Origin of the sequence: Microbacterium sp. KRD172, assembly GCF_017168295.1 — a bacterium.
Classification (GTDB): Bacteria; Actinomycetota; Actinomycetes; order Actinomycetales; family Microbacteriaceae; genus Microbacterium; species Microbacterium profundi.
In genome coordinates this window covers 405,576-431,792 of the sequence record NZ_JABFAS010000002.1, presented here as the reverse complement: position 1 = coordinate 431,792, position 26,217 = coordinate 405,576, and the positions used below count along the sequence as shown (strand labels likewise).

26 protein-coding genes are annotated in these 26,217 nt (G+C 68.0%); 5 read left to right on the top strand and 21 right to left on the bottom strand.

The features are described 5' to 3' along the window. Positions 1-53: 53 nt before the first annotated feature. The 3 genes from J1M43_RS02305 to J1M43_RS02295 form a co-directional block, all read right to left on the bottom strand. Positions 54-482, bottom strand: a complete 429-nt coding sequence (locus J1M43_RS02305; RefSeq protein ID WP_160175047.1) for a MarR family winged helix-turn-helix transcriptional regulator — start codon at positions 480-482, stop codon at positions 54-56. A gap of 208 nt (positions 483-690) precedes the next feature. Continuing rightward, entirely contained in the window at positions 691-2,595 is a 1,905-nt protein-coding gene (locus J1M43_RS02300; RefSeq protein ID WP_206475600.1) for an FAD-dependent monooxygenase, read from the bottom strand. A gap of 99 nt (positions 2,596-2,694) precedes the next feature. Then, the gene (locus J1M43_RS02295; protein WP_033105728.1) at positions 2,695-3,345 is read right to left on the bottom strand and encodes a nucleotidyltransferase domain-containing protein; all 651 of its coding nucleotides are present in this window, start codon (positions 3,343-3,345) and stop codon (positions 2,695-2,697) included. Positions 3,346-3,417: 72 nt separating this feature from the next. On the opposite strand from J1M43_RS02295, the gene J1M43_RS02290 reads away from it, so the two are divergent. Together J1M43_RS02290 and J1M43_RS02285 are read left to right on the top strand one after the other, a co-directional pair. After that, positions 3,418-4,167: an IclR family transcriptional regulator gene (locus J1M43_RS02290; RefSeq protein WP_033105727.1), complete on the top strand. Its 750-nt coding sequence runs from the start codon at positions 3,418-3,420 to the stop codon at positions 4,165-4,167. A 109-nt stretch (positions 4,168-4,276) separates the two neighbouring features. Further along, positions 4,277-5,476, top strand: a complete 1,200-nt coding sequence (locus J1M43_RS02285) for a 4-hydroxybenzoate 3-monooxygenase (protein ID WP_033105726.1) — start codon at positions 4,277-4,279, stop codon at positions 5,474-5,476. A 77-nt stretch (positions 5,477-5,553) separates the two neighbouring features. Here J1M43_RS02285 and J1M43_RS02280 read toward each other — a convergent pair whose 3' ends face one another. Genes J1M43_RS02280 through J1M43_RS02265 form a run of 4 tightly spaced genes read right to left on the bottom strand, consistent with a single transcriptional unit; the run spans position 5,554 to position 10,884 of the window. Next, entirely contained in the window at positions 5,554-6,120 is a 567-nt protein-coding gene (locus tag J1M43_RS02280) for a DNA starvation/stationary phase protection protein (protein WP_033106479.1), read from the bottom strand. A 60-nt stretch (positions 6,121-6,180) separates the two neighbouring features. Beyond that, positions 6,181-8,733 (bottom strand): glycoside hydrolase family 2 protein, encoded by a 2,553-nt coding sequence (locus tag J1M43_RS02275; protein WP_206475599.1) that lies wholly within the window; start codon positions 8,731-8,733, stop codon positions 6,181-6,183. Then, entirely contained in the window at positions 8,730-9,572 is an 843-nt protein-coding gene (locus tag J1M43_RS02270; protein WP_206475598.1) for a tryptophan-rich sensory protein, read from the bottom strand. The genes J1M43_RS02275 and J1M43_RS02270 overlap by 4 nt, the downstream gene beginning before the upstream one ends. Before the next feature lie 28 nt (positions 9,573-9,600). Next, positions 9,601-10,884 (bottom strand): serine hydrolase, encoded by a 1,284-nt coding sequence (locus J1M43_RS02265; protein ID WP_033105724.1) that lies wholly within the window; start codon positions 10,882-10,884, stop codon positions 9,601-9,603. 99 nt (positions 10,885-10,983) lie between these two features. Here J1M43_RS02265 and J1M43_RS02260 point away from each other — a divergent pair, with 99 nt between their 5' ends. Then, positions 10,984-11,295 (top strand): DUF2470 domain-containing protein, encoded by a 312-nt coding sequence (locus tag J1M43_RS02260; protein ID WP_033106477.1) that lies wholly within the window; start codon positions 10,984-10,986, stop codon positions 11,293-11,295. Positions 11,296-11,586: 291 nt separating this feature from the next. Continuing rightward, positions 11,587-12,234 carry a heme oxygenase (biliverdin-producing) gene (locus J1M43_RS02255; protein WP_033105723.1) on the top strand — a complete coding sequence of 216 codons (648 nt, stop codon included), beginning with the start codon at positions 11,587-11,589 and terminating at the stop codon, positions 12,232-12,234. On the opposite strand, the gene J1M43_RS02250 is transcribed toward J1M43_RS02255, so the two are convergent. After that, positions 12,231-13,640 carry an AAA family ATPase gene (locus J1M43_RS02250; RefSeq protein WP_052166843.1) on the bottom strand — a complete coding sequence of 470 codons (1,410 nt, stop codon included), beginning with the start codon at positions 13,638-13,640 and terminating at the stop codon, positions 12,231-12,233. The genes J1M43_RS02255 and J1M43_RS02250 overlap by 4 nt on opposite strands. 92 nt (positions 13,641-13,732) lie before the next feature. Here J1M43_RS02250 and J1M43_RS02245 point away from each other — a divergent pair, with 92 nt between their 5' ends. After that, positions 13,733-14,791 (top strand): hypothetical protein, encoded by a 1,059-nt coding sequence (locus J1M43_RS02245; protein ID WP_033105721.1) that lies wholly within the window; start codon positions 13,733-13,735, stop codon positions 14,789-14,791. 4 nt (positions 14,792-14,795) lie between these two features. On the opposite strand, the gene J1M43_RS02240 is transcribed toward J1M43_RS02245, so the two are convergent. From J1M43_RS02240 to J1M43_RS02180, 13 genes are all read right to left on the bottom strand, one after another. Further along, positions 14,796-16,802 (bottom strand): cytochrome c oxidase assembly protein, encoded by a 2,007-nt coding sequence (locus J1M43_RS02240; RefSeq protein WP_307823202.1) that lies wholly within the window; start codon positions 16,800-16,802, stop codon positions 14,796-14,798. Between the two features lie 98 nt (positions 16,803-16,900). Next, entirely contained in the window at positions 16,901-17,188 is a 288-nt protein-coding gene (locus J1M43_RS02235) for an HU family DNA-binding protein (RefSeq protein ID WP_033105720.1), read from the bottom strand. 388 nt (positions 17,189-17,576) lie between these two features. Next, positions 17,577-17,882 (bottom strand): 30S ribosomal protein S14, encoded by a 306-nt coding sequence (gene rpsN, locus J1M43_RS02230; RefSeq protein WP_206475597.1) that lies wholly within the window; start codon positions 17,880-17,882, stop codon positions 17,577-17,579. 2 nt (positions 17,883-17,884) lie between these two features. Continuing rightward, a complete protein-coding gene (gene rpmG, locus J1M43_RS02225) occupies positions 17,885-18,055 on the bottom strand; it encodes a 50S ribosomal protein L33 (protein ID WP_033105718.1) in 171 nt (56 codons plus the stop codon). Then, positions 18,055-18,291 carry a 50S ribosomal protein L28 gene (gene rpmB / locus J1M43_RS02220; RefSeq protein WP_206475596.1) on the bottom strand — a complete coding sequence of 79 codons (237 nt, stop codon included), beginning with the start codon at positions 18,289-18,291 and terminating at the stop codon, positions 18,055-18,057. The genes rpmG and rpmB overlap by 1 nt, the downstream gene beginning before the upstream one ends. Positions 18,292-18,440: 149 nt before the next feature. After that, positions 18,441-19,103 (bottom strand): DNA-3-methyladenine glycosylase, encoded by a 663-nt coding sequence (locus J1M43_RS02215; RefSeq protein ID WP_206475595.1) that lies wholly within the window; start codon positions 19,101-19,103, stop codon positions 18,441-18,443. Between the two features lie 4 nt (positions 19,104-19,107). After that, positions 19,108-20,994, bottom strand: a complete 1,887-nt coding sequence (locus J1M43_RS02210) for a hypothetical protein (RefSeq protein WP_206475594.1) — start codon at positions 20,992-20,994, stop codon at positions 19,108-19,110. After that, the gene (locus J1M43_RS02205) at positions 20,984-21,787 is read right to left on the bottom strand and encodes a TIGR03943 family protein (protein ID WP_241245173.1); all 804 of its coding nucleotides are present in this window, start codon (positions 21,785-21,787) and stop codon (positions 20,984-20,986) included. The genes J1M43_RS02210 and J1M43_RS02205 overlap by 11 nt, the downstream gene beginning before the upstream one ends. After that, positions 21,780-22,718: a permease gene (locus J1M43_RS02200; protein WP_307823524.1), complete on the bottom strand. Its 939-nt coding sequence runs from the start codon at positions 22,716-22,718 to the stop codon at positions 21,780-21,782. The genes J1M43_RS02205 and J1M43_RS02200 overlap by 8 nt, the downstream gene beginning before the upstream one ends. A 101-nt stretch (positions 22,719-22,819) precedes the next feature. Further along, on the bottom strand, positions 22,820-23,239 hold the full coding sequence (locus J1M43_RS02195) for a Fur family transcriptional regulator (RefSeq protein ID WP_033105714.1): 420 nt from the start codon (positions 23,237-23,239) through the stop codon (positions 22,820-22,822). Positions 23,240-23,248: 9 nt separating this feature from the next. Continuing rightward, entirely contained in the window at positions 23,249-24,133 is an 885-nt protein-coding gene (locus tag J1M43_RS02190; RefSeq protein WP_206475592.1) for a metal ABC transporter permease, read from the bottom strand. Between the two features lie 148 nt (positions 24,134-24,281). Then, the gene (locus J1M43_RS02185; protein ID WP_307823198.1) at positions 24,282-25,076 is read right to left on the bottom strand and encodes a metal ABC transporter ATP-binding protein; all 795 of its coding nucleotides are present in this window, start codon (positions 25,074-25,076) and stop codon (positions 24,282-24,284) included. Positions 25,077-25,117: 41 nt separating this feature from the next. After that, positions 25,118-26,101 (bottom strand): metal ABC transporter solute-binding protein, Zn/Mn family, encoded by a 984-nt coding sequence (locus tag J1M43_RS02180; protein ID WP_206475590.1) that lies wholly within the window; start codon positions 26,099-26,101, stop codon positions 25,118-25,120. Between the last annotated feature and the right edge of the window lie 116 nt (positions 26,102-26,217).

The following is a 26,217-nucleotide window of genomic DNA, read 5'->3' as shown; positions in this document are numbered from 1 at the left end:
GCGTGAATCGGACAGTAGATCCGCAACGATTCACGCAAAGCGCTCCCGGCCTTCTACCTCTCCAGCATCCGCCACAGTCCACGGAACAGCGCCGCAACCTCGTCCGCCTCAAGGTGCGCGGTGAGCTCGCGCTGCACGTCGACGACCAGCGGCGCGAGCCGCTTCCGCTCCCCGGCACCGTGCTCGGTGAGGGTGACGACGTTGCGCCGCGCATCACCCGCTGCACGCTGCCGGGCGATGAGGCCGGACTTCTCCATCCGGCGCACGAGGTCGGCGATCGTCGACCGATCGAGGTCGGCCTCATCACCGAGTTCGCGCTGACTCGCCTCCCCGAGTCGATCGAGGATCGTGAGGATGCTGTACTGCGTGCTCGTGATGTCAGGATCGGCCACGCGTGCCCAGGTCGACAGATGCAACTGCTGCGCCCGGCGGATGAGATTGCCGACGTGCCGCTGCGGTTCGGGGAGGTCGGGCACGGTCATCACGGCATCCATCCTCTCAGGCCTTCCGACCGCTGCGCCTGTCGAAGCGTCCGAGGTGCCGCCGTCGACCCTTCGACAGGCTCAGGGCGCGACGGCGCACGGAGCGACGGCGCAACGGCGCAACGGCGCAACGGCACAACGGCACAACGGCACAACGGCACAACGGCACAACGGCACAACGGCACAACGGCACAACGGCGCGACGGCCTCAGGCGGCGGATACGGTGGCCGTGACCGGCAGCAGGAACCCTCCGAAGAAGTCACGCAGCTCATCGCGCGCGGTCAGCGGCAGCACCTGCGCGACGTACTGGTCAGGCCGCACCACGATGACCGCGCCCTCATCGGCGATGCCCCTGAGCGCGAAGATGTCGTCGGCGTCGTCGGTCGCCCAGGCCTTCTCCCAATCCTGCAGGCCCAGCGGGCCGGACTTCGGGAGAAGGATCGACGGCAGTGCGGTGACGTCGACGTCGTGGTGCGAGCCGCGGAAGATCCCGTGCACGTCGATCACGCTGTCGATGTCGGCGTCCGCTGCCGTGAACGTGCGCACGGGCGAGTCCGCATCCTCTGCCAACCACGTCGCGAGATCGCGCAGCGCTGCGCCCGAAGAGTCGCCGAAGGCGTAGATGCGCCAGCGTCCGTCGGCGCTGTGGGAGTGCCCGAGCTGCATACGGCGGGCATCGGCCACGCGCCGCACTGGCGCGGAGTGGAATCGCGTGCCGATCTCGAAACCGCGCGCGAGGCTCTGGTGTTCCGACGATCCCGTGAGCGTCGACGGAGAGTACGTCGTCGCGAGTCCGGCGGTGTACCGGCCCTGGCGCGCGAACTCGGCCTGCATGTCGGCGGGCGAGACGCCGCCGCGCTCCGGGTGCTCCGGGTCGATCGCCGGCTGCGCGATGAATGCCGACCAGTGCTTGTCGAATGCGATGAGGTCGGCGGCGATCGCCTGACGCTCCTCCGAGTAGGTGCGCAGCAGGGCAGCATCCGAGCGGCCCTGCAGAACGGCGGCGAGCTTCCAGCCGAGGTTGAACGCGTCCTGCATCGACACGTTCATGCCCTGCCCGGCCTTGGCGCTGTGAGTGTGGCAGGCGTCGCCCGCGAGGAACAGGTGCGGTGTGGCATCCGCCGCGGACTCCGGCGACAGATCATCGAAGCGATCCGCGACCCGCTGACCGACCTCGTAGACGCTCGACCAGGCGACCTGCTGCACATCGATCGAGTAGGGGTGCAGAATCGCGTTCGCGACGTCTGCGAGCTGGGCGGCCGTCGCCTTGCGGATCTCCGCGTCGCCGGACTGCACCACACCGAGGTCTACGTAGCAGCGCACCATGTTGCCGCCCTCACGCGGGATCATCAGCAGGCTGCCCTTGCCGGCGGACTGCACGACGTTCTTGGTGCGCCAGTCGGGGAAGTCGGTCGTGGCGAGCACGTCCATGACGCCCCAGGCGTGGTTGGCCGCATCGCCCTCCAGGCGGATGCCGAGAGCGCGACGCACGTTGCTGCGCGCGCCGTCGCAGCCGATCACGTACTTGGCGCGGACGGTGAACTCCTCGCCCTCGGTCCGCCGCAGGGTCGCGATGACCGGATGCTCCGATGCGGTGTCCATCTCGTAGCGGATGAACTCCACGCCGTAATCTGCTTCGAGCCTGCTCGCGGACTTCGCCGCGTGATCGAGCAGGAACTGCTGCATGCGCGCCTGGTTCACGATCACGTGCGGGAACTCGCTCAGCCCCGCCGGAGTGTCGTCGACCCAGCCGCTGCGCGCGATCTTGGAGCGGTCGTCTTCGGAAGGGCCCCAGAACCGCACCTCGTTGACCCAGTAGGCCTCACGGACGAGCGCGTCGGCGAGACCGAACGCCTGGAACATCTCGACCGTGCGGCACGCGACGCCATCGGCCTGTCCGACCTCGAGCGGGCCCGACCGACGCTCGATGACGCGCGTCGTGATGTCGGGGAACGCCGCGAGCTGCGCGGCGAGCACGGTGCCGGCGGGCCCGGTGCCGACGATGAGCACGTCGACTTCGTTCGGGAGCTCGGCAGCGCGGTCCCTCGTCTGCGGCGCCGCGGGCACGACGTCCGGGTCACCGGGGCGGTATCCGTCGCGGTAGAACTGCATGGGATCTCCTTCGATCACTCCGGCTGTGGCGACACTGCCGATCCAAATTCGTTGGGGTACCAACGATAGCACGTGAAGGAGAGCCCAGGTGGATCGGCGTCAGTTCTTCTTGCGGTTCCAGCTGGCTTTGGCCGGGGCGAAGGGGCTGCGCACGTGGATCGCCCACGTCGAATGCGGGTGGATGCGCAGCAGTGCGGTCTCGTAGAACGACACCGCGTCTTCCGTGAGCGACGGCAGGACGGCATCCTTGTCCGTGGTGTCCTCCGCACGAGGACGAAGCGCCTTCCAGACCAGCTGCACCTCAGGAGCGCCGGTGGGGATGCCGTCGATGTCGAGCACCGCGCGGTCCCACGGCAGCGTGAGCCGCGGGTCACGCTTGTAGACCCAGGCCCGCGGGGCTCCGTCTTCGGCGTTGACCTGAAGAACCCAGGCATTCTGCGCATCGTCGCGGATGAGCACCGGTTGCAGATCGGCTTCCTGCGGAGCATCCGCGAACGGCACGATCTCATCCTCGCCCGGCACCCACGCGCTGAACCCCTCAGGGAGGTTCCCGACCAGTCCTCGGAGATCTGCAGCGACGACGCTCACGTCGATGTTCTCGCGCGCACGGATCGGATGCCCGAGCCACCGGTCGAGCGCGACGCCGCCCGACAGCCACCAGCGAACGGATGCCGCGGCGAGGAGCCGGGCGACCGCCTGGGGCTCGAGCGGCGCCCACGGCGTCGCGGCGGTGGGCGTGGAGGAGGGCATGGGACGAGGTTACCCGGCTCTGACCATTCGGCATCCGCTCACACCGTGACCGACAGGTGGCAGGCTAGCCGCATGGCGAACTCCCCCTCCGGCGACTCGATGACCGATCGGATCGTGCGCGTGCTCGACACCTTCACCACCGAGCGCACGATGCAGACCGCCACGGAGATCGCCGAGCGCACGGGATTGCCGGCATCCACTGCGCACCGCATCGTCGGCGACCTCGTCGCAGCCGGGCTGCTGGAGCGCGATGAGGACCACCGCATCCGCCTCGGCATGCACCTGTGGGAGCTCGCGCTGCGGGGCTCGAGCGCCCTGCGGTTGCGCCAGGCCGCTCTGCCGCACATGGAGCGCGTGCAGACGCTGATCCGCGAGCACACCCAGCTCGCCGTGCTCGAGCATGAGGAGGCGCTCTTCCTCGAGCGGCTCTCGCATCCGGATGCCGGCGCCAACATCACCCGCATCGCCGGCCGTCTGCCGGTGCACGCGTCATCGTCGGGCCTGGTGCTGCTGGCCCACGCCGATCCTTCGATCCGCGAGCGGGTGCTGGCCGGGCCGCTGCGTGCGGTGGCGAGGGAGACGGTGACGGATGCCGCGACGCTGCGCGCGATGCTCGCATCGATCCGGCGTCGCGGATACGTCGTCGCGCCGGGGTCCATCGAAGCGGTCTCCACCGGCGTCGCCGTGCCGGTGCGCGACCACGGTGAGGTCGTCGCCGCGCTGTCGGTCGTGCTGCCTCGTGAGAGCGAGACGGATACTGCGGTCGCAGCGCTGCTCGACGCCGCGAAGGCCATCGAGCGCGATCTCGGCCGGTCGCGCTGATTCCCGTTCAACGGGATTCTTCGGATCCTCGCCCGACGCTCAGGGCACACTGGTCGGCACGGGCTCGAAGTCGTCCGCCACCGCCGAAGCACCCGTCGAAGGAGACGCCATGGACGCAGCAGCAGCACCGCACCCGGAGAAGATCCGCACCCGCGTCGCAATCGTCGGCGCAGGACCAGCGGGCCTGATCCTCTCCCACCTGCTCGCGGATGCCGGGATCGAGTCGATCGTGATCGATCAGCGTTCCCGTGACGAGATCGAGCACACGATCCGCGCTGGCATCCTCGAACAGGGCACTGTCGACCTGCTCACGGCGATCGATCCGAACACGCGCGTGAACACGGTGGGCGACCGGCACGACGGCATCGAGCTGCGCTTCCAGGGCGAGGGACACCGCATCGACTTTCCGGGCCTCGTAGGCCGCAGCGTGTGGCTCTACCCGCAGCATGAGGTGCTCAAAGACATGCTCGCGCTGCGCCTCGGCGCAGGGCAGGATCTGCGCTTCGGCGTGACAGCGACCCGCGTCGAAGACATCGACAGCGAACGCCCTCGCGTGCTGACGACCACCGCCGCAGGCGAAGAGCTCACGATCGAGGCAGACTTCGTGGTCGGAGCCGACGGCTCGCGGTCGGTCGTGCGCCCGGCGATCACCGGCGACTCGCGCAGCGGATTCTTCCGCGAGTACCCGTTCGCGTGGTTCGGCATCCTGACCGAAGCGCCACCCTCGGCCGAGGAGCTGATCTACAGCAACTCCCCGAACGGCTTCGCCCTCATCAGCCAGCGCAGCCCGGAGGTGCAGCGCATGTACTTCCAGTGCGCCCCCGACGCCGACCCGAACGCCCTGAGCGAGGAGCAGATCTGGGAGACACTGCAGTCGCGCGTGCCGGGCACCACACTCAAGGAGGGCCCGATCTTCCAGCGCGACGTGCTGCGCTTCCGCAGCTTCGTCGCGAATGAGCTGCGCCATGGACGCGCCGCTCTCGTCGGCGACGCCGCGCACACCGTGCCACCGACCGGCGCGAAGGGCATGAACCTCGCCATCGCCGATGTCATGCTGCTCGCCCGTGCCCTGCGCGCGCTGCTGACCGAGAACGACGAGCGCCTCATCGACGGCTACGCCGAACAGGCATCTCGCCGAATCTGGAAGGCGCAGCACTTCTCGTGGTGGATGACGAGCATGCTGCACACCGCACCAGACGCCAGTGAGTTCGACCACCTCCGCCAAGCCGGAGAGCTGCGGTCGGTCGTCGAGTCCGAGGCCGGTCGCTCATTCCTCGCCGAGGCGTACACGGGCTGGCCGATCGACTGAAACCCACCGAGACTGCAAGACCACGCCGAGAATGCGGCGAGTCGCCGCTGTTTGGGCGTGGTCTTGCAGTCTCGCGGTCAGCGCGTGGCGGGCTTGCGGTTCTCGGCGCTGACCATCCAGGCGAACTGCTCGAGCTTCTCGATGATCGCGTGCAGGATGTCGGCGCTGGTCGGATCCGCCTCGTCGACGTCATCATGAACGTCGCGCATCGTGCCGACGACCGCCTCGAGCCGGACCGTGATCAGGTCGATGGTCTCACTCGTGTCGATCTCGCCCTGCGGATACTCGGGGAGAGTGGTGGTCGCCGCGACGACGTCGCTGCGACCGTCCGGCACCGCGTGCAGCGCCCGCATCCGCTCGGCGACCGTGTCGCTGAACTCGCGCGCCGCCTCGATGATCTCGTCCAGCTGGAGGTGCGTGTCGCGGAAGTTGCGACCGACCACATTCCAGTGCGCCTGCTTGCCCTGCATGGCGAGTTCGATCAGATCGACGAGCACCGCCTGAAGGTTCTCACCGAGCTGCGTCGATGCGACGAAGCCCTTCTCGGCGTTCTGCCGACGCGTGCTCTTCTCACCGGTCCCTCCGCGTGCCGCGCGGCGCGTGCTGGCGGGGTCCTGCTTACCGGATGCTTTCGTCGTTGCCATCATGGACACGACGGTAGCCGCGACCTGCGGGCGGCACCCAGGGCCTTGACAAGAGGTGCGTCACCTCACCAATTGATTGCCGGAGCGGGCGACCGAGTGGCTGATCACCGCATCCGCATCCGGTACCCACGCAGCAGCCCCGCCGATGCGGAACCGCGCCCGCTCACCAGGCAGCAGCGTCACGAGTCCTCGATCGACCGTGGCCGAAGGATCGAGTTTGTCTACCAGGAGCGTGAGATCGCGCACCAGGCCTTCGGCCGTGATCGTCACGTCGTACCCGCCGTGGTCATCCACAGCCTCCACCTCGGATGACAGCCGCGCCGCAGCCAGCGCGCTGTCGCGCGGCTCGGCGAACCACCACAGCCCACGCGCGCCCAGCGCCTCGATCGTCACCAATTCTCGTGCAGCATCGCCGGCTACGGCGAGCGATGCGGGCACGTCGATGCGCACCGTCTCGCGCGCTGCGACCTCGACGTGCACGGCATCCGACGCGAGAACAGCGCCGTCGAACCCGATGCGACGCATGACGACCTCGCCCTGCCAGGGTTCAGCCGCGTCGTTCGTAAGCACTGCGACCAGCCCGCCATCCGCGGGCTGCGCGGGATCCACCGGCTGCACAGGATCCACCGGCTGCACAGGATCCACCGGCTGCACAGACACCGTCCGGGGCGCGAACGCGTTCTTCAATGCGAAGTACAGCGGTTTCTCCCGCCCGTCGCCGTCGATCGCCGCCCACGACGTGACCGGCCAGCAGTCGTTGAGCTGCCAGACGATCGCGCCCGCGTTGTGCGGGGCGAGCGAGCGGAACCACTCCAGTGCGCACGTCACCGCGTTCGCCTGATTGAGCTGCATGGCCCAGTGCCACGTCTCGATGTCCCCCGGCACGCGGTAGTGCGAGATGAGACCGCCGGTGAGCTTGGCGTTGCCGTCGGCCGCCTTCTGGTGCACGATCATGCCCGGCGATTCCGGGGTGAGCGGATCGTCGCTGATCGCACGGGTCAGTGTGGTCCAGGTCGGCGGTCCCTGCCACCCGAACTCCGCGACGAAGCGTGGTCTGTGCTCCCGGTACGTGGGCCAGTCACGGCGGTTCCACTGCTCCCACAGGTGCATCGAGCCGTGCTCTTCGTCGTTCGGATGCGGGCCGGTCTGCGCACTTCCGTCCCATCCGCCACCGGGGCTGAACGGGCTGCCCGGCGCATACGGCACGTGCGGTGCGAGCTCGGCGATCAGTGCGGGCAGCAGCTCGTAGTAGTAGTGCGCGCCCCAGGTCCTGCCGTCCAGGATGCTCTTCCAGCCCCAGTCCTCGTAGCCCCAGGTGTTCTCGTTGTTGCCGGTGAGCAGCACGAGCGATGCCCGATGCGCGAGACGGCCGATGCTCTCACGCGCCTCGGCCTCGATCTCGGAGCGCAGCGGATCCTCCTCGGCATACGCGGCGCACGCGAAAAGGAAGTCCTGCCAGACCAGAAGCCCGAGCTCATCGGCGAGGTCGTAGAAGTCCTCCGACTCGTAGATCCCACCGCCCCAGACGCGGATGAGGTTCAGATTGGCACCCTTCGCCTGCTTCAGCCGCGTACGGTAGCGGCCCCGGTCGACGCGACTCGGGAACGCGTCGTCCGGAATCCAGTTCACGCCCTTCACATAGATCGGCTGGTCGTTCACGATCAGCGTGAACGGCGTGCCCGCGGCATCCGGTGTCATGTCCCAGCGCAGGTCACGGAAGCCGACCCGGCGCGACGTCTCGTCGAGCACTGCGTCTTCCGAGGACAGCGAGACCTCGACGTCGTACAGCACCGGCTCGCCGTATCCCGTCGGCCACCACCGCTCGACGGTCTCCAATCGCACGCCGGCCTGCACATGCTCGGCATCCTCTGCGACCTCGAGAACCTCGGTCACGTCGCCGACGCGTACCGTGACCGACAGCGGGACGGTCTCTGCGCGCTCCAGCGCCGCGTGCACCCAGAGCACGCCGCCGGAGGCATCGGGCTGCGCATGCAGGCTCACCTGCGCGAGCCGCGCATCCGACCACGATTCCAGACGCGCCTCGCGCCAGATGCCGCTCGTGTATGTGGCGATGCCCCAGTCCCAACCGAAGCTGCACGCGGACTTGCGGATCGCGTCGTACGGCAGAGGATACGGACGCGGACGCACGCCAAGGGCGACGCTCTGCGCATTCGCGTACCTCACCGGGCTGCGGAACGCGACCGTGAGCTCGTTGTCTCCCGCGGTCAGGACACGGGTGACGTCGAAGCGGTAGGAACGGTGCTGGTTCGCGACCTCGGCGATCACCTGGTCGTTGAGCGTGATCGTCGCGACAGTGTCGAGCCCGTCGAAGACGAGATCATGCCGCGCGGATGCCCGCAGCGCCTCGTCCGACAGCGAGATGGTCGTGCGGTAGGTCCAGTCGACCAGGCCGATCCAGGCGAGCGCCGACTCGTTGTCGTCGAGATAGGGGTCGGGAATGAGCCCGGCGCGCAGCAGATCGAGGTGCACCACTCCCGGCACCGTCGCGGGAATCGGATCAGCGCCGACCTCGGCGGGACCGGATGCCGCATGCACCTGCCACCCGACGGCGAGCGGGGTGCGGACGAGGCGAGAGTGCGCGGAGGTGGTCACTGATCAACTGTGCCGCGCCGAGCCCCCCGAAGTCCATCCCCGTGGATGCCGGCCTTCTCGGCAGTACGCGTCGTGCGTGCACGGAACCGCCACGCCGTCACCCCCAGCACCACGACCGCCAGCACGACGGCGGTGGCAGCGACGCCCGGTGCCGCCGGATCTTCGGACCATCGTCCGACCGCGATCCACACGAGACCCCATGCCGTGGCGACTGCCGGCGCCCAGCGCCCGCCGCGCCAGGCCGTGAACAGGGCGATGAGACCGGCGACGATCAGCGTGAGCACTCCGGGCACCCCGGGGGCCTGCACCCATGCATCCATCCCGACGGCGGCGAGCCAGGCGGCGAGGTTCGCCGCCGCCGCGACCGTCACCCACCCCAGGTAAAGACCGATCGTCCCGTCGACGAGCACGATCTCCGCGATCGTGCCGCGCCTGGGCCTGCGGCACACCCGGACGAAGGTCACCAGCAGCACGCCGAGCAGGATCACGATGATCACGAACGACTCCGCAATACGCCACGCCTGCACGCACATGAGCCACACGGCGTTCAGAAGAGCGGATGCTGCGACGCCGTAGCCGACCGCGCGATGAAGCGGCTTCGCCGCTTGGGACGGGACCAGCTGCCAGAGCGCGTACGCCACCAGAGCGAGGTAGATCACGGACCAGATCGCGAACGCGATCCCGGCTGGGGCGAGCACTGTGGCATCTGCGGCGAACGCACCGCCCGCCGCTTCCGGCATGGGCGTTCCGCCCAGCAGACCCGAGCCGAAGACCGCCCCCGCGACCGTCAGTGCGACGATGATGCGGCGGACGCGGTCAGACTTCTCCGTCTGGTGCATGCCCCCACTAAACGTGACACCGCGACGACTACTCGGCGGGCGGCGGCGTGGCGCAGACGGCGGAGTCGGTGATCGCCTGGCGGTACTGCTCGGCAGTGAAGGGCAACCCGAACTCGGGCGCCGTCTGGCCGCTCGCCGCCGGCGCCTTCGAGGCGATGGCCGCGAGCTCCCAGGCGAGATACGCAGCGGGCGAGCCGCCCCCCGTCGAGTTGTTCAGCACGACGGCGACGGTGAACCCGGTCGTCGGGTCGGAGTATGCGGCAGTCGCATAGCCGGGGGTCCATCCGTGCTGACCGATCAGAGGACCGACGAGGTAAGCGCCGCCCGTCGCCTGATACCACGAGGGAGCACCCGCGTACGCAGGGAGGGGGGCCGAGAAGCGGGCCGGCTTGGCTCCTTCGTCGCGCAGTCCCTGTCGCGCCGTCGCCTGTACGTACCGGCCGAGGTCATCGATCGTGGAGACGGCGCCGGAATCGGTGAACCCGGTGCTCGAGGAGAGTGTCGTGATGTCGGAGCGCGCAGCGCAGTCGTAGCCGCCCTCGATTGCGGGCAGATAGGTGCCGCTGAGCGCGACGTCGCCTGGGGGTGCCGCCGTCGGGCCGGGGAGAGAGGTCCCGGCGAGCTCCAGCGGCTGCGTCACGTACTCGGCGATGAGCTGGGAAGCGCTCTTGCCGGAGGCCCGCTCCAGGGCGAGTCCGAGCAGAAGGTAGCCGGCATCCGAATCACGATAGGTCGTTCGCGGCTCCACGGCGTCCAGACCGAGGCCGAACGACGCCAGCTCCAGCGCCGGCCACACGCGCTCCGGCGTGTTGAGCCACATCCCCTTGACCGCTGTCTCGGACGAGCCTGCGCCGCTGGTGCCGTTGCAGAGGTCGAGCAGAGTCACGTCCTCCATCTGGGCGACTCCGGACACGTACTCGGGGACCGACGCGTCGAGTTCGACGACATCGTCATCCACGAGGCCGTACAGGACATCACAGGTCATCATTCGCGTGACATCGGCGATGCGGAAGGTCATGTCGGTCGTGATCTCGGACTGGTCCTCGACTGTCTGGGTACCGAGGCCGGTGACCCAGGTGCCGCTCCACGGCACCCACACCCCGACGATCGCCCCGGTCGAGCCGGTCGCGACCATCGCGTTCTCGACGGCGGCCTGAAGCTGGGCTGCTGTGTCATCCGGAAGGGCGGCATCGACCTGTTCGGGCGGCGTGTAGGAGAAGGAATCCTCGGACGAGCAGCCGGTCAGGACGAGCGCGAGCGCAGCGGCGCCTGCGGCGGCGGCACGCCAGCGGCGCGACGAGAGAAGGTGCATGAAGGTGGCTCCCGGAAGATCTATGCTCCCGAGTCTAAAGCGCACAACCTGAAACCCATCATCCGGCGCCGTCCCTCCGAGGAGACGTACAGTGATGACGTGCCTCACATCTTCGAATCCGACGTCGTCGCGGCGATCCTCCACCACATGAACGTCGACCACGCCGACGACAACATGCTCATCGCGCGCGCCAACACCTCGGCATCCGATGTCGAGATCACGAATGCCGTGATGACCGACCTCGACGGCTACGGCGGCGTCTGGCAGATCACCCGCGCCGGCATCCCGGAAGAGCTTCGTGTCCCGTGGCCGGGCGGCGAGATCTCCGAGCGGCCGGCCGTGCGCCGGGAGGTCGTGGCGCTCTACGACGCCGCGTGCGAGAGGCTCGGCATCGAGCCACGGCCGCACTAGCCTGTCGACCCCTGAGCGAGCCTGTCGACCCCTGAGCCTGTCGACCCCTGAGCCTGTCGAAGGGTCTTCTGCGCCGACGCTTCGACAGGCTCAGCGAGCGAGGCTGTCGACCCTGAGCCTGTCGACCCCTGAGCCTGTCGAAGGGTCTTATGCGCCGACGCTTCGACAGGCTCAGCGAGCGAGGCTGTCGATCCCTGAGGCTGTCGACCCCTGAGCGAGGCTGTCGATCCCTGAGCCTGTCGAAGGGTCGAGGGCTTCCTCTGCAGGTTAGGTTGCCCTTACACTGAGGGCATGGCTGAAATCCTTTCCTTCTCCGCCGCCCTGCGCGAGCGCTCCTCGAGTTCGCACTCGCGCAGCGAGCACGCCGGGTTCATGTCCGACCTGCTCAAAGGCGAAGGCTCGCGTGAGGACTACGCAGCCCTCGTCACGCAGCACTTCTTCATCTACGAGGCCCTGGAAGCCGCCGGTGAGCGGATGCGCAAGGATCCGGTCGCCGCGGTGTTCATCAGCGACAAGCTGACTCGCCTTCCCGCCCTCGAGGCCGATCTCGAGTTCCTCATCGGCCCGGACTGGCGGGGCAGCATCACGCCACTGCCGACGACACAGCGCTACGTCGACCGCATCAACGAGGTCGGAGCGACCTGGGTGGGCGGCTTCGTCGCCCATCATTACACGCGCTACCTCGGCGACCTCTCCGGCGGCATCTTCATCGGGCGCGTCATGCAGCGCCGGTTCGGCTTCGAGACGAACGGCGTCGGCTTCTACCTGTTCGACGACATCGCCGATCCCAACGCCTTCAAGGACGTCTACCGCGAACAACTGGATGCCGCGCCTTGGGACGCAGCGGAGCGCGAGCGCGTGATCGACGAAGTGCTGCTGGCATACAGGTTCAACACCGAGCTGTTCGAAGATCTCGACAGGGTGCGCGTCGCAGCTTAGGCGTTCGGTCCCTGAGCCTGTCGAAGGGCGGGCGTAGACGCCCGCTCCCACGCTTCCCGCATGAAGCGGCGCACATCCTCATCGACCCTGATGTCGCTCGGACGCAGCGGCCTGGAGAGGTAGAGGCCGTCGAGTGAGGTCAGGCGCGAGAGCGCCACATAGGTCTGCCCTGGTGCGAACGCTCCGCCGCCGAGGTCGATGACCGCCCGATCGTAGGTCTTTCCCTGGGATTTGTGGATCGTGACCGCCCAGGCCAGCCGCAGCGGGAACTGCAGGAACTCTGCGATCACGTCGCGGCTGAGCGTCTTGGTGTTCTGATCGTAGGAGTAGCGGAACCTCTCCCACACGGCCGGCTCGACATCGACGTTCTCGCCGTCGATCTCCACGCGCACCGATCCACCGAGGATGCGCTTCACCGTGCCGATCGTGCCGTTCACCCAGCGCGGCGGCTCGCCGCCCATGGAGACGTCATTGCGCAGGAACATGACCTGCGCACCGATCTTGAGCTTGAGCTCGGCATCCGCAGGATAAGAGGAATCTCCGCGCCCGAAGTCGCCGTTGATCTCGGCCCGCGCTGTCTGCTCCTTGCCGGCGAGCGCCGCGAGATGGCGTCGGTTGATGTTGTTGACGATGTCGTTGCGGGTGGCGAGCGTGATCATCGGCACCTCGCCGGGTTCGGGCTCGGGAGGTGTGCGCGCACCCTGCTCGTTCAGGACGCCGGCGATCTCCGCCGTCACCCGCCCGTAGCGCACGGCGTTCAGCATCGCCTTGAAGCCGTCATCGGACTGCCGGTGGATCTGCACCAGCTCGCGCACGTGCAGCTCGGCGCCATGTCTGCCGAGATCGATGAGTCCGTCGGATTCGCCCATCGTCGCCCCGGCCCACACCTTCGCGTCGAAGAACCAGAACGAGCGGTAGTGATCCTGCACGTAGCGCAGCTCATCGCCGCGCGGCGGCACGGGGGCAAGCTGGTACGGGTCGCCGAACATGACCACCTGCACGCCCCCGAACGGCTCGGCTCGCCGGCCTCTCGCCTGCCGCAGCGCGCGGTCCATGCCGTCCATGAGGTCGGCGTTGACCATCGAGATCTCGTCGATCACGAGCGTGTCGATGGCGTTGAGGATGCGGCGGGTGGCGTCGTTCTGCTCGATCTCGCTCTCGGCGATGAGACCGATCGGCAGGCGGAAGAGCGAGTGGATCGTCTGCCCCTCGACGTTCAGCGCCGCGACACCGGTCGGCGCGCAGATCGCGATCTGCTTCTCGGTGTTCCAGGCGAAGTACTGCAGCAGCGTCGACTTGCCCGTACCAGCACGGCCGGTGATGAAGACATGCTCCCTGGTGTCCTCGATGAGCCGATACAGCTCCTGCTGCTCGGACGAGAGGGCGGGAAGAGACACGACTCTCATGGTACGTGACCGTCGAAATGTCACGCTCCCTGAGCCTGTCGAAGGGTCGCGGCGCTCGGCGCTGTCTCAGGCCGCCCTCCTAGACTGGCGCCATGGATCAGCCCCAGCCGACGACGCCTCGGCGCCGCCGACTCTGGGTCGACCTCACGGCGCTGGCCGTCGTCGGCGTGCTCCTCGTCGGCGCGATCGCTGCCGGCGGAGCGGCACTGTACAAGGAGTACTACGGTCCTGGCGCCTTCGTCACGCGCTACCTCGACCTGTTGGCGTCCGGCCGCGCCGCCGATGCACTGCAGGTACCGGGCGTCGCCATCGATCGCGCGACCCTCGACGATGCCGGTATCGAGGAGACAGCATCCGAGGCGCTCCTGCGCCAAGCCGCTCTCGCTCCCCTCACCGACGTCGACGTCGTGGACGAGGTCACCGACGACGACGTCACCTCTGTGACCGTCTCGTACGTGGCAGGTTCCCACCCCGGCAAGAGCACGTTCGAGGTGGAGCAGGACGGCTGGGCCGGTGTGACCCCGAACTGGCGATTCGCCCGCACGCCTCTTTCGGCGGTCTCGCTCACCGTGCTCGGCTCCGACCGGTTCGCGGTCAACGGATTCGAGATCGACCGCCGTCAGGTCTCGTCCGCCGGGATGGAGGCCGCGCCGCTGGACCCTCTGCCGATGCTGGTGTTCACTCCGGGCGTGTACTCGATCACGGTCGACACTGCGATCTCCAGTTCTCCGGGGCTCAGCATCCTGGCCGACTCCCCGCTCACGCAGACCCCGGTCGAGATCCAGACGCAGCCGACCGAGGAGTTCCGCTCGGTCGTCCAGACCCGAGTCGAGGAGTTCCTCACCGAGTGCGCCACTCAGCAGGTGCTGCAGCCGACAGCATGCCCGTTCGGGCTCAAGGTGCAGAACCGCATCGAGGACCTCCCGACCTGGACCATCAGCCAGCAGCCGACGGTCACGGTCGAGCCGAGCGGCGCAGGATGGGCGATCCCCACGGCCGAGGCCGTCGCGCACATCGAGGTCAACATCCGTTCCCTCTTCGACGGCTCGATCGAGCATGTGTCCGAGGACGTGCCGTTCCGCGTGAACGGGACGATCGACATCCTCGCCGACGGATCGGCATCCATCAGGGTGGGATCCGCCGGAGAGTGAGCGGTCAGCTCTCGCGGGCCGCCTGACGCGCATCGCGATCGGCCATGGCCGCGAGTCGGGCGTTGTACTCCGCAAGCTCCGCGTCACCGGTGCGGTCGGCGTGACGGTCGTTGCGGCGCTGCACCTTGGTGTCGTCGCGACTCCACTGGATCGCCACGGTGATCGCGACGATCAGAGTAGGGATCTCACCGATCGACCAGGCGATGCCGCCGCCGATGTACTGGTCCTCCATAGGCGTCGGACCCCACGTGCGCGCCATCGACCCGAACCACTCGGCGACCATGAGCCCCTCCTGCATCATGATCGCGATGCCGAAGAACGCGTGCATCGCCATGACCGCGATCAGGGTGATCAGCCGTCCGGGATACGGCAGCCGATACGGCACGGGGTCGATGCCCACCAGGCTCATCACGAACAGATAGCCCGTGATGAGGAAGTGGATGACCATCCACTCGTGGCCGAGGTGCTCGTACATCGACCACCGGACGAGGTCGGTGAAGTAGAACGCCCACAGGGAGCCGATGAACAGGCCGGCCGCGACGAAGGGGTGGGTGATGACCCTCGAGAACCGCGAGTGCACGGCCCACATGATCCATTCGCGGCCGCCGCGGGTGCCGTCGTCGCGCTTGTGGATCGCGCGCAGCGCGAGGGTGATCGGCGCCCCGGAGACCAGAAGCAGCGGGATGGCCATCGTGAGCATCATGTGCCCGAGCATGTGCACGCTGAAGAGGTAGTCCTGGTACAGGTTGATCGGACCCGACGTGACCCACACGAGCATGATCAGCCCGAGCACCCAGAAGATCGTGCGGTGGATCGGCCACTTGTCGCCACGGCGGTGCATGCGCCAGACGCCGGCGAGATAGAAGAACAGTCCGAGGGCTGCGCCCACGACCCAGAGGATGTCGACGTCCCAGCCGGTGAACCACATGTCGATCGTGAACTCGGGCGGTAGCGGGGAGCCGGTGAGCAGTTCGGCGGGCGTCTTCAGGATCGCGGCGGTTTCGCCGGTCGGCGGGGGCGTGCGCGCGAGCGCCGCCGCCGCTCCCGAAGCGAGCCCCATCAGGGCGACTTCGCAGACCACCAGCATCCAGAACCAGCGCGAAGCGCTCTCGCCGCTGAGGCGAGGGATCAGCCGAGCGCGATACCAGGCGCCCAGCAGGCCCATGCCGCCGAGCAGCACCGCCTTGGCGACGATGATGAGGCCGTACGGCGTCCAGAGCCCTTCCCAGCCGCCGAGGCTGACGGTCGAGCGCGCGATTCCCGACACGGCGACCACGAAGAACGCTGCGATCGCCAGCGACGAATAGCGGCGCACCAGGTCGGTGTGATCGATGCCCCCTGCGCGACGCAGCACGATCAGCAGAAGCAGCCCGCCCAGCCAGACGGCTGCGCCGACCGTGTGCAACAGGATCGAGTTGACGGCGATGGCGTGACCGGCGAGCGCGCCGGAATGGCCCTGATTCGCCATCGGGAGGAGGGCCGCCGCAGCGATGACCGCCGCGATCAGGGTGGATGTCCAGCCACGCCACGCGAACGCCAGGATCGTGACGAGTGCACCCATGATGGTCGTGATCAGCCAGGCCTGGCCGAGCGGAAGCGTGAGCAGGAAGCGTCCGAGCTGCTCACCGAACTGCTGCTCGAAGCTGAGCTGCACGTTGAATGCGCCGAGGAAGGTGAGCAACGCGGTCGCAGCGGACGAGGCGGTGAAGACGGCTGCGCCGATGGATGCGACGTCCAGCGCCGTCTCGAACGGCTTCTCGCCCGCGCGCAAGGCGAACAGGGCGAGCACCATCGAGCCGATCATGACGGCTGCGCTGATGTTGTTGACCATCCGAGCTGCCGGGAGCGCCCACCGCACGAAGGGGCCCGGATCGCTGAGCAGCGGCGGCGCTGCTCCCCCGCCGATCTGCAGAGCGACGACGAGCGCGACGACGGCTGCGACCGCGAGGATCACGAGACCGACCGCGCGGTACGCCGACGGGCGTGAGGTGCGCAGGCCGGGAGAAGTCACCCATCCAGCCTATGCGCGTACGGTGTGCGGCGCGGACGGCCGCGTGACGCACGAAGGCCGCCCCCGACGAGCAGGGGCGGCCTTCGAAAGGAGCGGTCTTACTTGACGGCTGCCTTGAGCTTGGAACCGGCGGTCACCTTGACGCGCTTGCCGGCCGGGATCTTGATCTCGGCGCCGGTCTGGGGGTTGCGGCCCGTGCGAGCTGCGGTGTCGACCTGCTCGAACGAGATCCAGCCCGGGATCGAGACCTTGCTGCCCTTGGCGACAGCGTCGGAGACGGTGCCGAAGAGTGCGTCGAGGACACCCGAGACGGTGGCCTGGCTCTGGCCGGTGGCGCTTGCGATGCTCGCGACGAGCTCGGTCTTGGTGATGGACTTGTCAGCCATGTCATCCTCCAGCGACGAAGTGTCGCATCGTTGTGGTTCGGGAAGCGGATGCCGCCCGCTGGTCGAGTGACCGCCTCGAATGTATCAACCACTGCCCACATTTCCGCGTCATTTCGCGGGTTTTGGGGTTTTCATAGGCGTGTCGCGTCACTTTCGTCACTCCAGTCACAGATTTTAGGGTGATTCGCCCGGGAGGTGGTGCTTGGGGCCGCCTCCCCGCGCCTGAAGCGACACGAAGCGCCACCTCCCCAGGACGAGCGGATGCCGCAACCACACCGCCACCTCCCCAAGACGAGCGGATGCCGCGCCCACACCTCACGAAGGAGGGAGACCCCGGGCACGCAGAAGGGGCGAGGATCCGAAGATCCTCGCCCCTTGAAAGCGTTGCTTACCAGCTCGACTTGGTGATGCCGGGCAGCTCGCCACGGTGTGCCATGTCGCGGAAGCGCACACGCGAGATGCCGAACTTCGTCAGCATGCCACGGGGTCGGCCGTCGATGGCGTCGCGCGAACGGACGCGCACCGGTGATGCGTTGCGCGGCAGCTTCTGCAGGCCGACGCGAGCAGCCTCGCGGGCCTCGTCGGTCGCGGCCGGGTCGACCAGGGTCTTCTTCAGCTCGGCACGACGGGCGGCGTAGCGCTCGACGATGATCTTGCGCTGCTCGTTACGAGCGATCTTGCTCTTCTTAGCCATGTTTAGCGCTCCTCTCGGAATTCGACGTGCTTGCGGACGACCGGGTCGTACTTCTTCAGCACGAGACGGTCGGGGGTGTTGCGACGGTTCTTCTTGGTCACGTACGTGAACCCGGTGCCTGCCGTCGAACGCAGCTTGATGATCGGACGGATGTCCTGAGACTTCTTAGCCATTAGAGCTTCACACCCTTCGCCTTGAGGTCCTTGACGACGTTCTCGATGCCGCGGACGTCGATCACCTTGATGCCCTTGGCGGACACGTTCAGCGTGATCTTACGGCCGAGCGACGGCACGAAATAGGTCTTCTTCTGCACGTTCGGGTCGAAGCGGCGCTTCGTCCGGCGGTGCGAGTGCGAGATGTTGTGACCGAAGCCGGGAACAGCTCCTGTCACCTGGCACACTGCTGCCATGTGATTACTCCTTCATTACCGTGAGACCGGACGGCCTCACCCAAGATCCCTTGTCTGCGCGCCGCACCTCTCGACGCTTCGACGAGCTCAGCGACCGAAGGAGGGAGACAGCACACGAACTACGCACAGGAGTGTGCGCAGACAAGGAGTCAGTTTAGCATGGCCTGCGCGTCGGCTGCGCCTCGCCCCCAGCGGAACACCGAGACGGATGGGTCGCCTTCGATCCAGAACCTCCAGGGGAACGCGTGCGTGCCGGCGAGCCCGGCGACCCCGACGCGCGGCCCCGTCGCGATTCGGAAGGCGCCCCCTGCGAGCCACAGCTGGGCGCTCGCGCCGTGCCACTCGGTTCCGGTGATCGCATCGATCCCGTCGTGGAGCGGATGCCGGAGGCCCGACACCTGCCCGAATCGACCAGGACCGCGGGCGAGGTCGCGCCCTGATCTGCCCGATCGCTCGGTCGCAGCATCCGTGCCCTCGACCACCGAACCCGCACGCAGCAGCACACCGCCGGCGATCCCGTCCGGTCCGCACACGACGTTGACGCATGAGTGGATGCCGTGGCTGAGGTACACGTACAGATGTCCCGGCTCTCCCCACATCGTGGCATTGCGTGCGGTCATGCCCATCCGCGCGTGGGATCCGGGGTCTGCCCGCTCTCCTGTGCCGCGTCCGTGATAGGCCTCGACCTCGGTGATCCTCAGCCGTACCTCTGCGCCGCCGACCACTGTGCGCAGTTCGCCGCCGAGCAGCTTCGGTGCGACCTCGATCGGCAGCGCTGCGAGTTCGTCCCGGGTCGCGCGGCGAAGCGTCATGAGCTCAGAACCGCGGCGCCATCTGGCACCACGATGCGTCGAAACCGGTCAGCACGACCATCTCCTCACCGGAGCGCAGGTCGATCAGGTGCGTCTGAAGGGTCTTCGGCAGCGGCACGAGCAGGTCGTCATAGGGATTCTCGACCAGCGTCGGAGCGACGGTGATCGCGACGTACTGTCCGCTCGGCGACGGGCAGGCCTGCAGGATCGCGTTTCCCGAGGCGACGTCGAACAGCGAGGTCGCCGCACCATCGTCGTCGACCCGGATGATGGCCTGCCCCGTGGGGAGGCCGTTCGGATCCCGTGCGACGATGTGCCGCAGCGTGCCGCCGGGGTACGGCGTGATGGTCGTCGCCGGTCCGAAGTCGGGATCGGATGCCGTGATCGCAGTCTCCGAGCCGTCGGCGAGGTTCAGCGCAACGGTGCTGCCGTCGGCCCGCCGCACGATCGCGGTGTACGTGCCGCGCGAGATGCCGGGCAGGCTCACGGCGATGCCCATGTTCTGCGCCCCTGCGCCACCGGAACGGTCATCGAGGGAGAGCGTGCCGGCGAAGTCGATGAACAGCACCGCGGCCGAGTCGGGCACGAACTGCCATTCGGCGATGCTGGCCTCGGCGTCGCCGACCTCGATGATCTGCGGTTCGTCGTCACCGTCTATCGATTGGGTGACGAGCACGCTCGCACGCCCGGTGTCCTCGCTGAGTTCTCGGTCGGAATACGTGTAGCCGACCAGCCCGCCCCGCTCGGAGACCTGCACCGAGCTGACGTAACCGTCACCGGGCAGGGGCAGCTCGCGGACGTTGTCGCCGTCGTGGTCCATCACCAGGATCCGAGACCCGTCGTCATCTTCGACGGCGACGACGAGTCGCGTCGACGTCGAGCGATAGTCGTTGATGCGCGGATGCGAGAAGACGGGCACCGCATTCTCGCCGCTGAGGTCGGTGCGGAAGATCGAGTCGTCGTCATCGGAGCGGTTGAGCAGGAAGATCTTGGCAGCGGGCGTGGTGAACGAGGTCGACAGATCGGATGCCGGCCCTCCGCCGGCGCCCGTGGCACCGGCGACGCGCACGGTGTACTCCGTCGAGTCGTCGAGAGGGACGGTGAAGCGGATGCCGATGCTACGGCCCTCGGCGTCAACCGTGAACGGCACAGCGGGCTCGACCGTGACCTGTGACTCGTCGATCTGCTGCAGCGACTGGTTGGCAGTGAGGATCACTCGGCTGCCCGAGACGTCGATGGCCTCGGCCTCATCGACCTGGACGTCGCTCACCCGCGGACCCTGGAAGAGGCTGACCGCACTGAGTCCCCCGACCACGACCCCGAGCACGGCGAGCACCGCGAGGATCGTGTAGAGGAAGCGGCGATCGGGGGTTCGTTTCAGTTCCTGCTGCGGGGACTCCGGCTGCGGGGACTCCTGCTGCGGAGACTCCTGCTGCGGAGACTCCTGTTGCGGGGACTCCGGCTGCGGAGACTCCTGTTGCGGGGACTCCTGTTGCGGGGACTCCTGCTGCGGGGACTCCGGCTGCGGGGACTCCGGCTGCCGGAACTCCTGTTGCGGGTCGTTGAGCGGAGACCGCGAAGCAGTCGAAGACGAAACGGGCTGAGCGACCGGAGGGAGTCGAAGCCGCTCCCCCTCCGGCGCACGCGGGACCTCCGGCGGGTTCGGCGCTTCGTTTCGACTCGCTGACGCTCGCTCAACGCGTTTCGTCTCGCTGCGCTCGCTCAACGACCCGCGTGGGGAGGCATCCTCGGTGTCCGCACCCGTCCCCGAATGCTCCGCGGCCTCGCGCTCCGCCGGCTCTCGCTCCTCGGCCTCGCGCTCCGCGGCCTCGCGGGCGGCACGGGCTTCGGCGCGCGTCTGGGGCACCTCGGGATGATCCTCAGTACTCATACGGATCCTCTGGCTCGTCGATCTCGACCACCGAGGCCGGAACGACGCGGAGCGACCCGTCGCTATCGGCGGTGACCGTGCCGGTGACTTCGATCCACTGTCCTGTGCTGAACTGCCCTGTGCTGAACTGCCCCTTGCCGCTCTCGCCGGCGTCGACGCTCACCGGCACCGCGGCAGGCTGCGCGTCGATCACGCAGTGCGTGATGACCATGCGGGTGAGGTTCACGGCATCCGCGTCGGGGCCCCGCGTGACGAAGCCGGTCAGCGTCACGGTCGAGCCGTCGTACGCCTCCGGCCGGGTGGCGGTGGCGAAGACGCTCGACCACTCCCCGACCCCGAAGGCCGTGGTGTCCGCGACACCGAGGGTCGGGGCGTCCGCAGCCGCGAAGACGGGGCCGGTCGCATCCGCCCGAGACGTCGCGAGCTCGACCGACAGCGACGCGGGCGGCAGCACGAGCGCCGCGATGACGACGCCGCTCGCGACGACTCCCGCCGAGACGACGCCGGCGAGCTTCAGCGCACGCCGGGGGGCTACGGCATCCGCTAGCGCATGTCCGTGGTCGTGACCGTGGTCCGTCTCCGCGCCCAATGGCAGCGTGCACGACCAGATGGCTCCGGCGAGCACGACGACCGCTCCGACGCACGCGAACCAGATCGACTCTGGGCTGATGTAGAGCGTGAGCCGACCGGTGAGGCCGAGGCCGAGCGTCACGACCGAGATGACGACGGCCAGGCCGAGGCCGAGCCAGCGCGTCGCGATGGCTCGCCAGCGAGTGCGGGTCTGCTCAGCCAAAGACGTTCACCCCGATCCCGATCGCGAACGCGCTCATCACCACGACCGCGACGACGCCCACGAGAGTGCGCGTCGTGAAGGTCGTGCGCAGCAGCGCGAGCATCTTTATGTCGACCAGAGGCCCCACCAGCAGGAACGCGATCAGCGCACCAGACGAGAACGTCGATGCGAATGACAGCGCGAAGAAGGCGTCGACGTTCGAGCAGATCGCCACCGTCATCGCGAGCGCCATCATCGCGACGATCGAGAGCACCGGGTTCGAGCCGATCGCGAGCAGCATGTCACGCGGCACGAGCACCTGCACGGCACCGGCGAGCGCGGAGCCGATGACGAGGGCAGGCATGACAGCGCGCAGCTCGATCAGGAACTGCGTCAGGCTGCGACGGGTCGGAGTGCCGTGCTCGTGCTGCACCCGCTCGCACGTGGCGGTGAACTGCTGGGTGAGCAGGGCGTCGGGCGAGGGATGGCGGCTGTAGATCCAGCCGATGAGGTTCGCGATCAGATAGCCGCCGACGAGCCGAGCGACCAGGATGCCGCCGTCCCACCCGAAAGCCGCATGAGTGGTGATGATCACGATCGGGTTCACGATGGGCGCCGCGATCAGAAAGGTCATCGCCTCCGCAGGTGCCAGACCGCGCATCATCAGGCCGCGGGCGAAGGGCACGTTGCCGCACTCGCACACCGGGATCAGCATCCCGAGCAGCGACAGCACCGCACGACGGGCCCATCCTCTCGTTGGGAGCCAGCGCTGGATGAGATCCGGCGGCAGCCACACCTGCACCACGATCGACAGCACGACGCCGAGTACGACGAACGGCAGCGCCTCGATGAGCACGCTCAATGCGAGCGTGAGACCGTCCTGCGCGCGGCTGGGAAGCGCATCCTGGAACAGCGCGGGCGCGAACCTGTCGATCAGGAACAGCGCGGCGATGACGACGACCCCGAGGCCGACGCCGATCCATGGCGAGCGAGGGGCGCGCTGGTTGCGACCTGACCCTGCAGCAGTCGACGCGCGCGGCGCGCTGACAGTGCTCACGCGGACGCTGATCCCTCAGCGGCTGCGCGCCGGTTCGCGCACGGAGTGCACAGTCCGAAGATGTCGACGACGTGCTCCGCCTCGCTGAAGCCGTGCAGCGAGGCGGTGCGCTGCGCCCAGGCCTCGACGTCTTTCGCCTCGATCTCGACGGTCAGCCCGCACGATCGGCAGATCAGGTGGTGGTGATGGCCTTCGGTCGAACAGGCGCGGTAGAGCGCCTCGCCCTCTGGGCTCTGCAGGGTGTCGGCGTCGCCGGCGGTGGCAAGACCCGACAGCGCACGGTACACCGTGGCGAGACCGATACCGGTCTTCTCATCACGGAGCGTGGCGTGCAGGGTCTGCGCGCTCACAAAACCGCGCGCATCCGCGAGCGCTTCGCGCACTCGCTCGCGCTGCCAGGTATTGCGCTGAGCCATACCGAGAGTCTAGGCCGCGGCGCTTGTCACGGGCTGAGAGCGTCGCGTCACCCGCGCGCGCATGCGCTGCACCACCCAGCATCCCGCGTAGATCAGGAACGAGATCGTCGTGATGTACGGGCTCACCGGCAGAGTTCCGGCGAGCGCGAGCAGGATGCCGCCGACCGCCGAGACGAAGCCGAACAGGGCCGCGAGCAGGGGCACGGTGAGCGGGCCGGCGGCCACGCGCATGGCCGCCGCGGCCGGCGTGACCAGCAGCGCCATGACCAGCAGCGCACCGATGATGTGCACGCTGACCGCGACGATGAGGCCGAGCAGCACCATGAACGCCAGGCTGAGCGCCCTGGTCGGGATGCCGCGAGCACTGGCCGCGACGTTGTCGAGCGAGTCGAACCGCAGCGGGTTCCACATCACCAGCAGTCCGATGAGAACGAAGGCGCTGATGCCGATCAGCCAGCCGAGGTCCGGGCTGGACACCGAGACGATCTGACCCGTCAGCAGACTGAAACGGTTGGCGCTTCGGCCATCGTAGAGAGACAGGAAAAGGATGCCGAGGCCGAGGCCGAACGGCATCAGCACACCGACGATCGAATTGCGATCCCGCGCCTTCGAACCGAGGATACCGATCAGGATCGCGGCGACCAGCGCGCCACCGAGGGACCCTGCCACCACGCTGCCGCCGAAGAGCAGGGCTGCGGCTGCACCGGCGAACGACAGCTCGCTCACACCGTGCACCGCGAAGGCGAGGTCGCGCTGCATCACGAAGACACCGATCAGGCCGCCGACGATGCCGAGTACCGCGCCCGCGATGATGGAGTTCGCGAGCAGGGCCACGAGCGCGCCGTAGTCCTGGAACGAGAAGACATCGCCCCAGTCGATCATCGGCGCGATCATGCGGTCACCTCCGTACAGCATCCGAGCACCAATGCCGGCGCGGGGCCGAGCACCGGCTTCGGAGAAGTGCAGCTATCTCGGAGCGATTCGTGCGATTCCTCCGAAGAACGTGCAGTTCTCCGAAGTTGCTGCACACCCGTCGGCGCGATCATGCGACTTCTCCCGCGTCGTGGTCGTGGTGCGGCTCGGCATCGGGCACCCCGACGACGACCAGGCGGTCGCCGGCGCGGAGCACGAAGACCGGCGTGCCGTACAGATCCGTGAGCACGCGGCTCTGCAGCACCTCGTCCGGGGTGCCGAGCACGAAGCGACCGCCCGCGATGTACAGGATGCGGTCGACCCGGCCGAGGATCGGATTGATATCGTGCGTCACGAACAGCACGGCGGCATCGCGCTCGCGGCGCTGACGGTCGATGATGTCGGTGATGCCGAGCTGGTTGGCGAGGTCTAGGTTCGACAGCGGCTCGTCGCACAGCAGCAGCGTCGGCGCATCGGCGAGGGCCTGCCCGACCCGCAACCGCTGCTGTTCTCCGCCGGAGAGCAGGCCGACGCGACGATCCGCGAAGTGCGATGCTCCGACGCCCTCGAGCAGTGCGTCGACTCGCGCGCGATCGCCGCGGCGCGGGATGGGCAAGCCGAACCGGGTGCCGTTGACGCCGAGCGCGACGACATCGCGCGCGCGCATGCTCGTGTCGGGCGGAAGGGGACGCTGCTGAGGGATGTAGCCGATGCGCGGATTGCCGCGGCGCACGGGGTGACGAGCGACGCGGATGCTGCCCGCACTCAGCGGCTGGAGGCCGAGGATCGCCCGCATGAGCGTGGTCTTGCCGGAGCCTGACGGCCCGAGCACGGCGATGAACTCACCGGGTTCGACGGTCAGATCGAGTCCAGACCACAGTTCCCGGTGCCCGCGGTGAAGCGCCGCGCCCGTGATCTCGAGCACCGGCGCCGCGTCCGGCCCCTGAGCGCCTTGAGCGCCCCCACTCACTTCTGGAGTGCGGCGGCGAGGTCCTGGATCGCATCACGCATCCACTCAGAGTACGACGATCCGTCCTCGAGCAGCTCCGTGAAGGCGACGACGGGGATGCCGGCGGCCTCTGCCGCCTCCTCGACACGCTGGGTCTCAGCTCCACCGGTCTGCGCATTGGTGAGCAGCGCCTTCACCTCACCGCTGTCGATCACGTCGAGAGCGGCGAGCAGAGTCGCTGGTGCGACATCGGTGCCCTCTTCCACTGCTTCGGCGAATCCTTCGGGCGTCACATCAGTGAGGCCCGCGGCTGCGGCGATGTAGCCGGGTAGCGGCTCGGTGATGAACACGGATGCGCTGCCGGCCTCGGTGCCGATCGACTCGAGCTCGGCTTCGAAGCCCTCGAGGTCGCTGACGATCTCGGCGGCGGCGGCCGTGAAGTCGGCTTCGCCGTCGGGGTCGAGCTCGCTGAACTCGGCCGCGATGCCCTCGACGACGTGGATCATCGTGTGCGGGTCGAACCAGACGTGCTCATTGAAGCCCTCGATGTGGTCGTGGCCCTCGTGGCCCTCCTCTTCCGCATGATCCTCTTCTGCGTGCTCATCGCCCTCGGCATCCTCGTGGCCCTCGTTGCCGGGATAGTCGTGCGAGAACGAAGCCGCCGTGAAGATGTTCACGTCGGAGTCTCCGATCAGGGTGTCGATGAACGCGTCGTATCCTCCGCCGTTCTCGATGACCAGCTCTGCGTCCTGCACGGTCAGGCGATCGCGCGCGGATGCCTCGTAGGAGTGCGGGTCCTGCGAAGCCGAGGTGATGATCGAGGTCACGTCGACGCGGTCACCACCGATCTGCTCGGCGAGTGATCCGTAGACGTTGGTGCTGGCGACGACCTGGATCACGTCGTCGCTCCCGCCTGCATCTGCCGCGGGCGTGGCAGAGCATCCGGCGAGGACGAGAGCGGAGACGGATGCGAGCGTGAATGCGACGACGGACTTCTTCATGCCTTCGACTCTACACGCTAATGATAACCATTCTCATCGCGGCGGTGAGCGCAGTGACGGCTTCGACCCGTCGCTGCGCTCAACACCCCGCAGAGAATCCTCCTGCGTGATATCCA

Bases quoted from the DNA above. Each gene is read 5' to 3' on its own strand.
- J1M43_RS02305 (WP_160175047.1), bottom strand. From the start codon at position 482: ATGACCGTGCCCGACCTCCCCGAACCGCAGCGGCACGTCGGCAATCTC.
- J1M43_RS02300 (WP_206475600.1), bottom strand. From the start codon at position 2,595: ATGCAGTTCTACCGCGACGGATACCGCCCCGGTGACCCGGACGTCGTG.
- J1M43_RS02295 (WP_033105728.1), bottom strand. From the start codon at position 3,345: ATGCCCTCCTCCACGCCCACCGCCGCGACGCCGTGGGCGCCGCTCGAG.
- J1M43_RS02290 (WP_033105727.1), top strand. From the start codon at position 3,418: ATGGCGAACTCCCCCTCCGGCGACTCGATGACCGATCGGATCGTGCGC.
- J1M43_RS02285 (WP_033105726.1), top strand. From the start codon at position 4,277: ATGGACGCAGCAGCAGCACCGCACCCGGAGAAGATCCGCACCCGCGTC.
- J1M43_RS02280 (WP_033106479.1), bottom strand. From the start codon at position 6,120: ATGGCAACGACGAAAGCATCCGGTAAGCAGGACCCCGCCAGCACGCGC.
- J1M43_RS02270 (WP_206475598.1), bottom strand. From the start codon at position 9,572: ATGCACCAGACGGAGAAGTCTGACCGCGTCCGCCGCATCATCGTCGCA.
- J1M43_RS02265 (WP_033105724.1), bottom strand. From the start codon at position 10,884: ATGCACCTTCTCTCGTCGCGCCGCTGGCGTGCCGCCGCCGCAGGCGCC.
- J1M43_RS02255 (WP_033105723.1), top strand. From the start codon at position 11,587: ATGGCTGAAATCCTTTCCTTCTCCGCCGCCCTGCGCGAGCGCTCCTCG.
- J1M43_RS02250 (WP_052166843.1), bottom strand. From the start codon at position 13,640: ATGAGAGTCGTGTCTCTTCCCGCCCTCTCGTCCGAGCAGCAGGAGCTG.
- J1M43_RS02245 (WP_033105721.1), top strand. From the start codon at position 13,733: ATGGATCAGCCCCAGCCGACGACGCCTCGGCGCCGCCGACTCTGGGTC.
- J1M43_RS02235 (WP_033105720.1), bottom strand. From the start codon at position 17,188: ATGGCTGACAAGTCCATCACCAAGACCGAGCTCGTCGCGAGCATCGCA.
- rpsN (WP_206475597.1), bottom strand. From the start codon at position 17,882: ATGGCTAAGAAGAGCAAGATCGCTCGTAACGAGCAGCGCAAGATCATC.
- rpmG (WP_033105718.1), bottom strand. From the start codon at position 18,055: ATGGCTAAGAAGTCTCAGGACATCCGTCCGATCATCAAGCTGCGTTCG.
- rpmB (WP_206475596.1), bottom strand. From the start codon at position 18,291: ATGGCAGCAGTGTGCCAGGTGACAGGAGCTGTTCCCGGCTTCGGTCAC.
- J1M43_RS02215 (WP_206475595.1), bottom strand. From the start codon at position 19,103: ATGACGCTTCGCCGCGCGACCCGGGACGAACTCGCAGCGCTGCCGATC.
- J1M43_RS02210 (WP_206475594.1), bottom strand. From the start codon at position 20,994: ATGAGTACTGAGGATCATCCCGAGGTGCCCCAGACGCGCGCCGAAGCC.
- J1M43_RS02195 (WP_033105714.1), bottom strand. From the start codon at position 23,239: ATGGCTCAGCGCAATACCTGGCAGCGCGAGCGAGTGCGCGAAGCGCTC.
- J1M43_RS02190 (WP_206475592.1), bottom strand. From the start codon at position 24,133: ATGATCGCGCCGATGATCGACTGGGGCGATGTCTTCTCGTTCCAGGAC.
- J1M43_RS02180 (WP_206475590.1), bottom strand. From the start codon at position 26,101: ATGAAGAAGTCCGTCGTCGCATTCACGCTCGCATCCGTCTCCGCTCTC.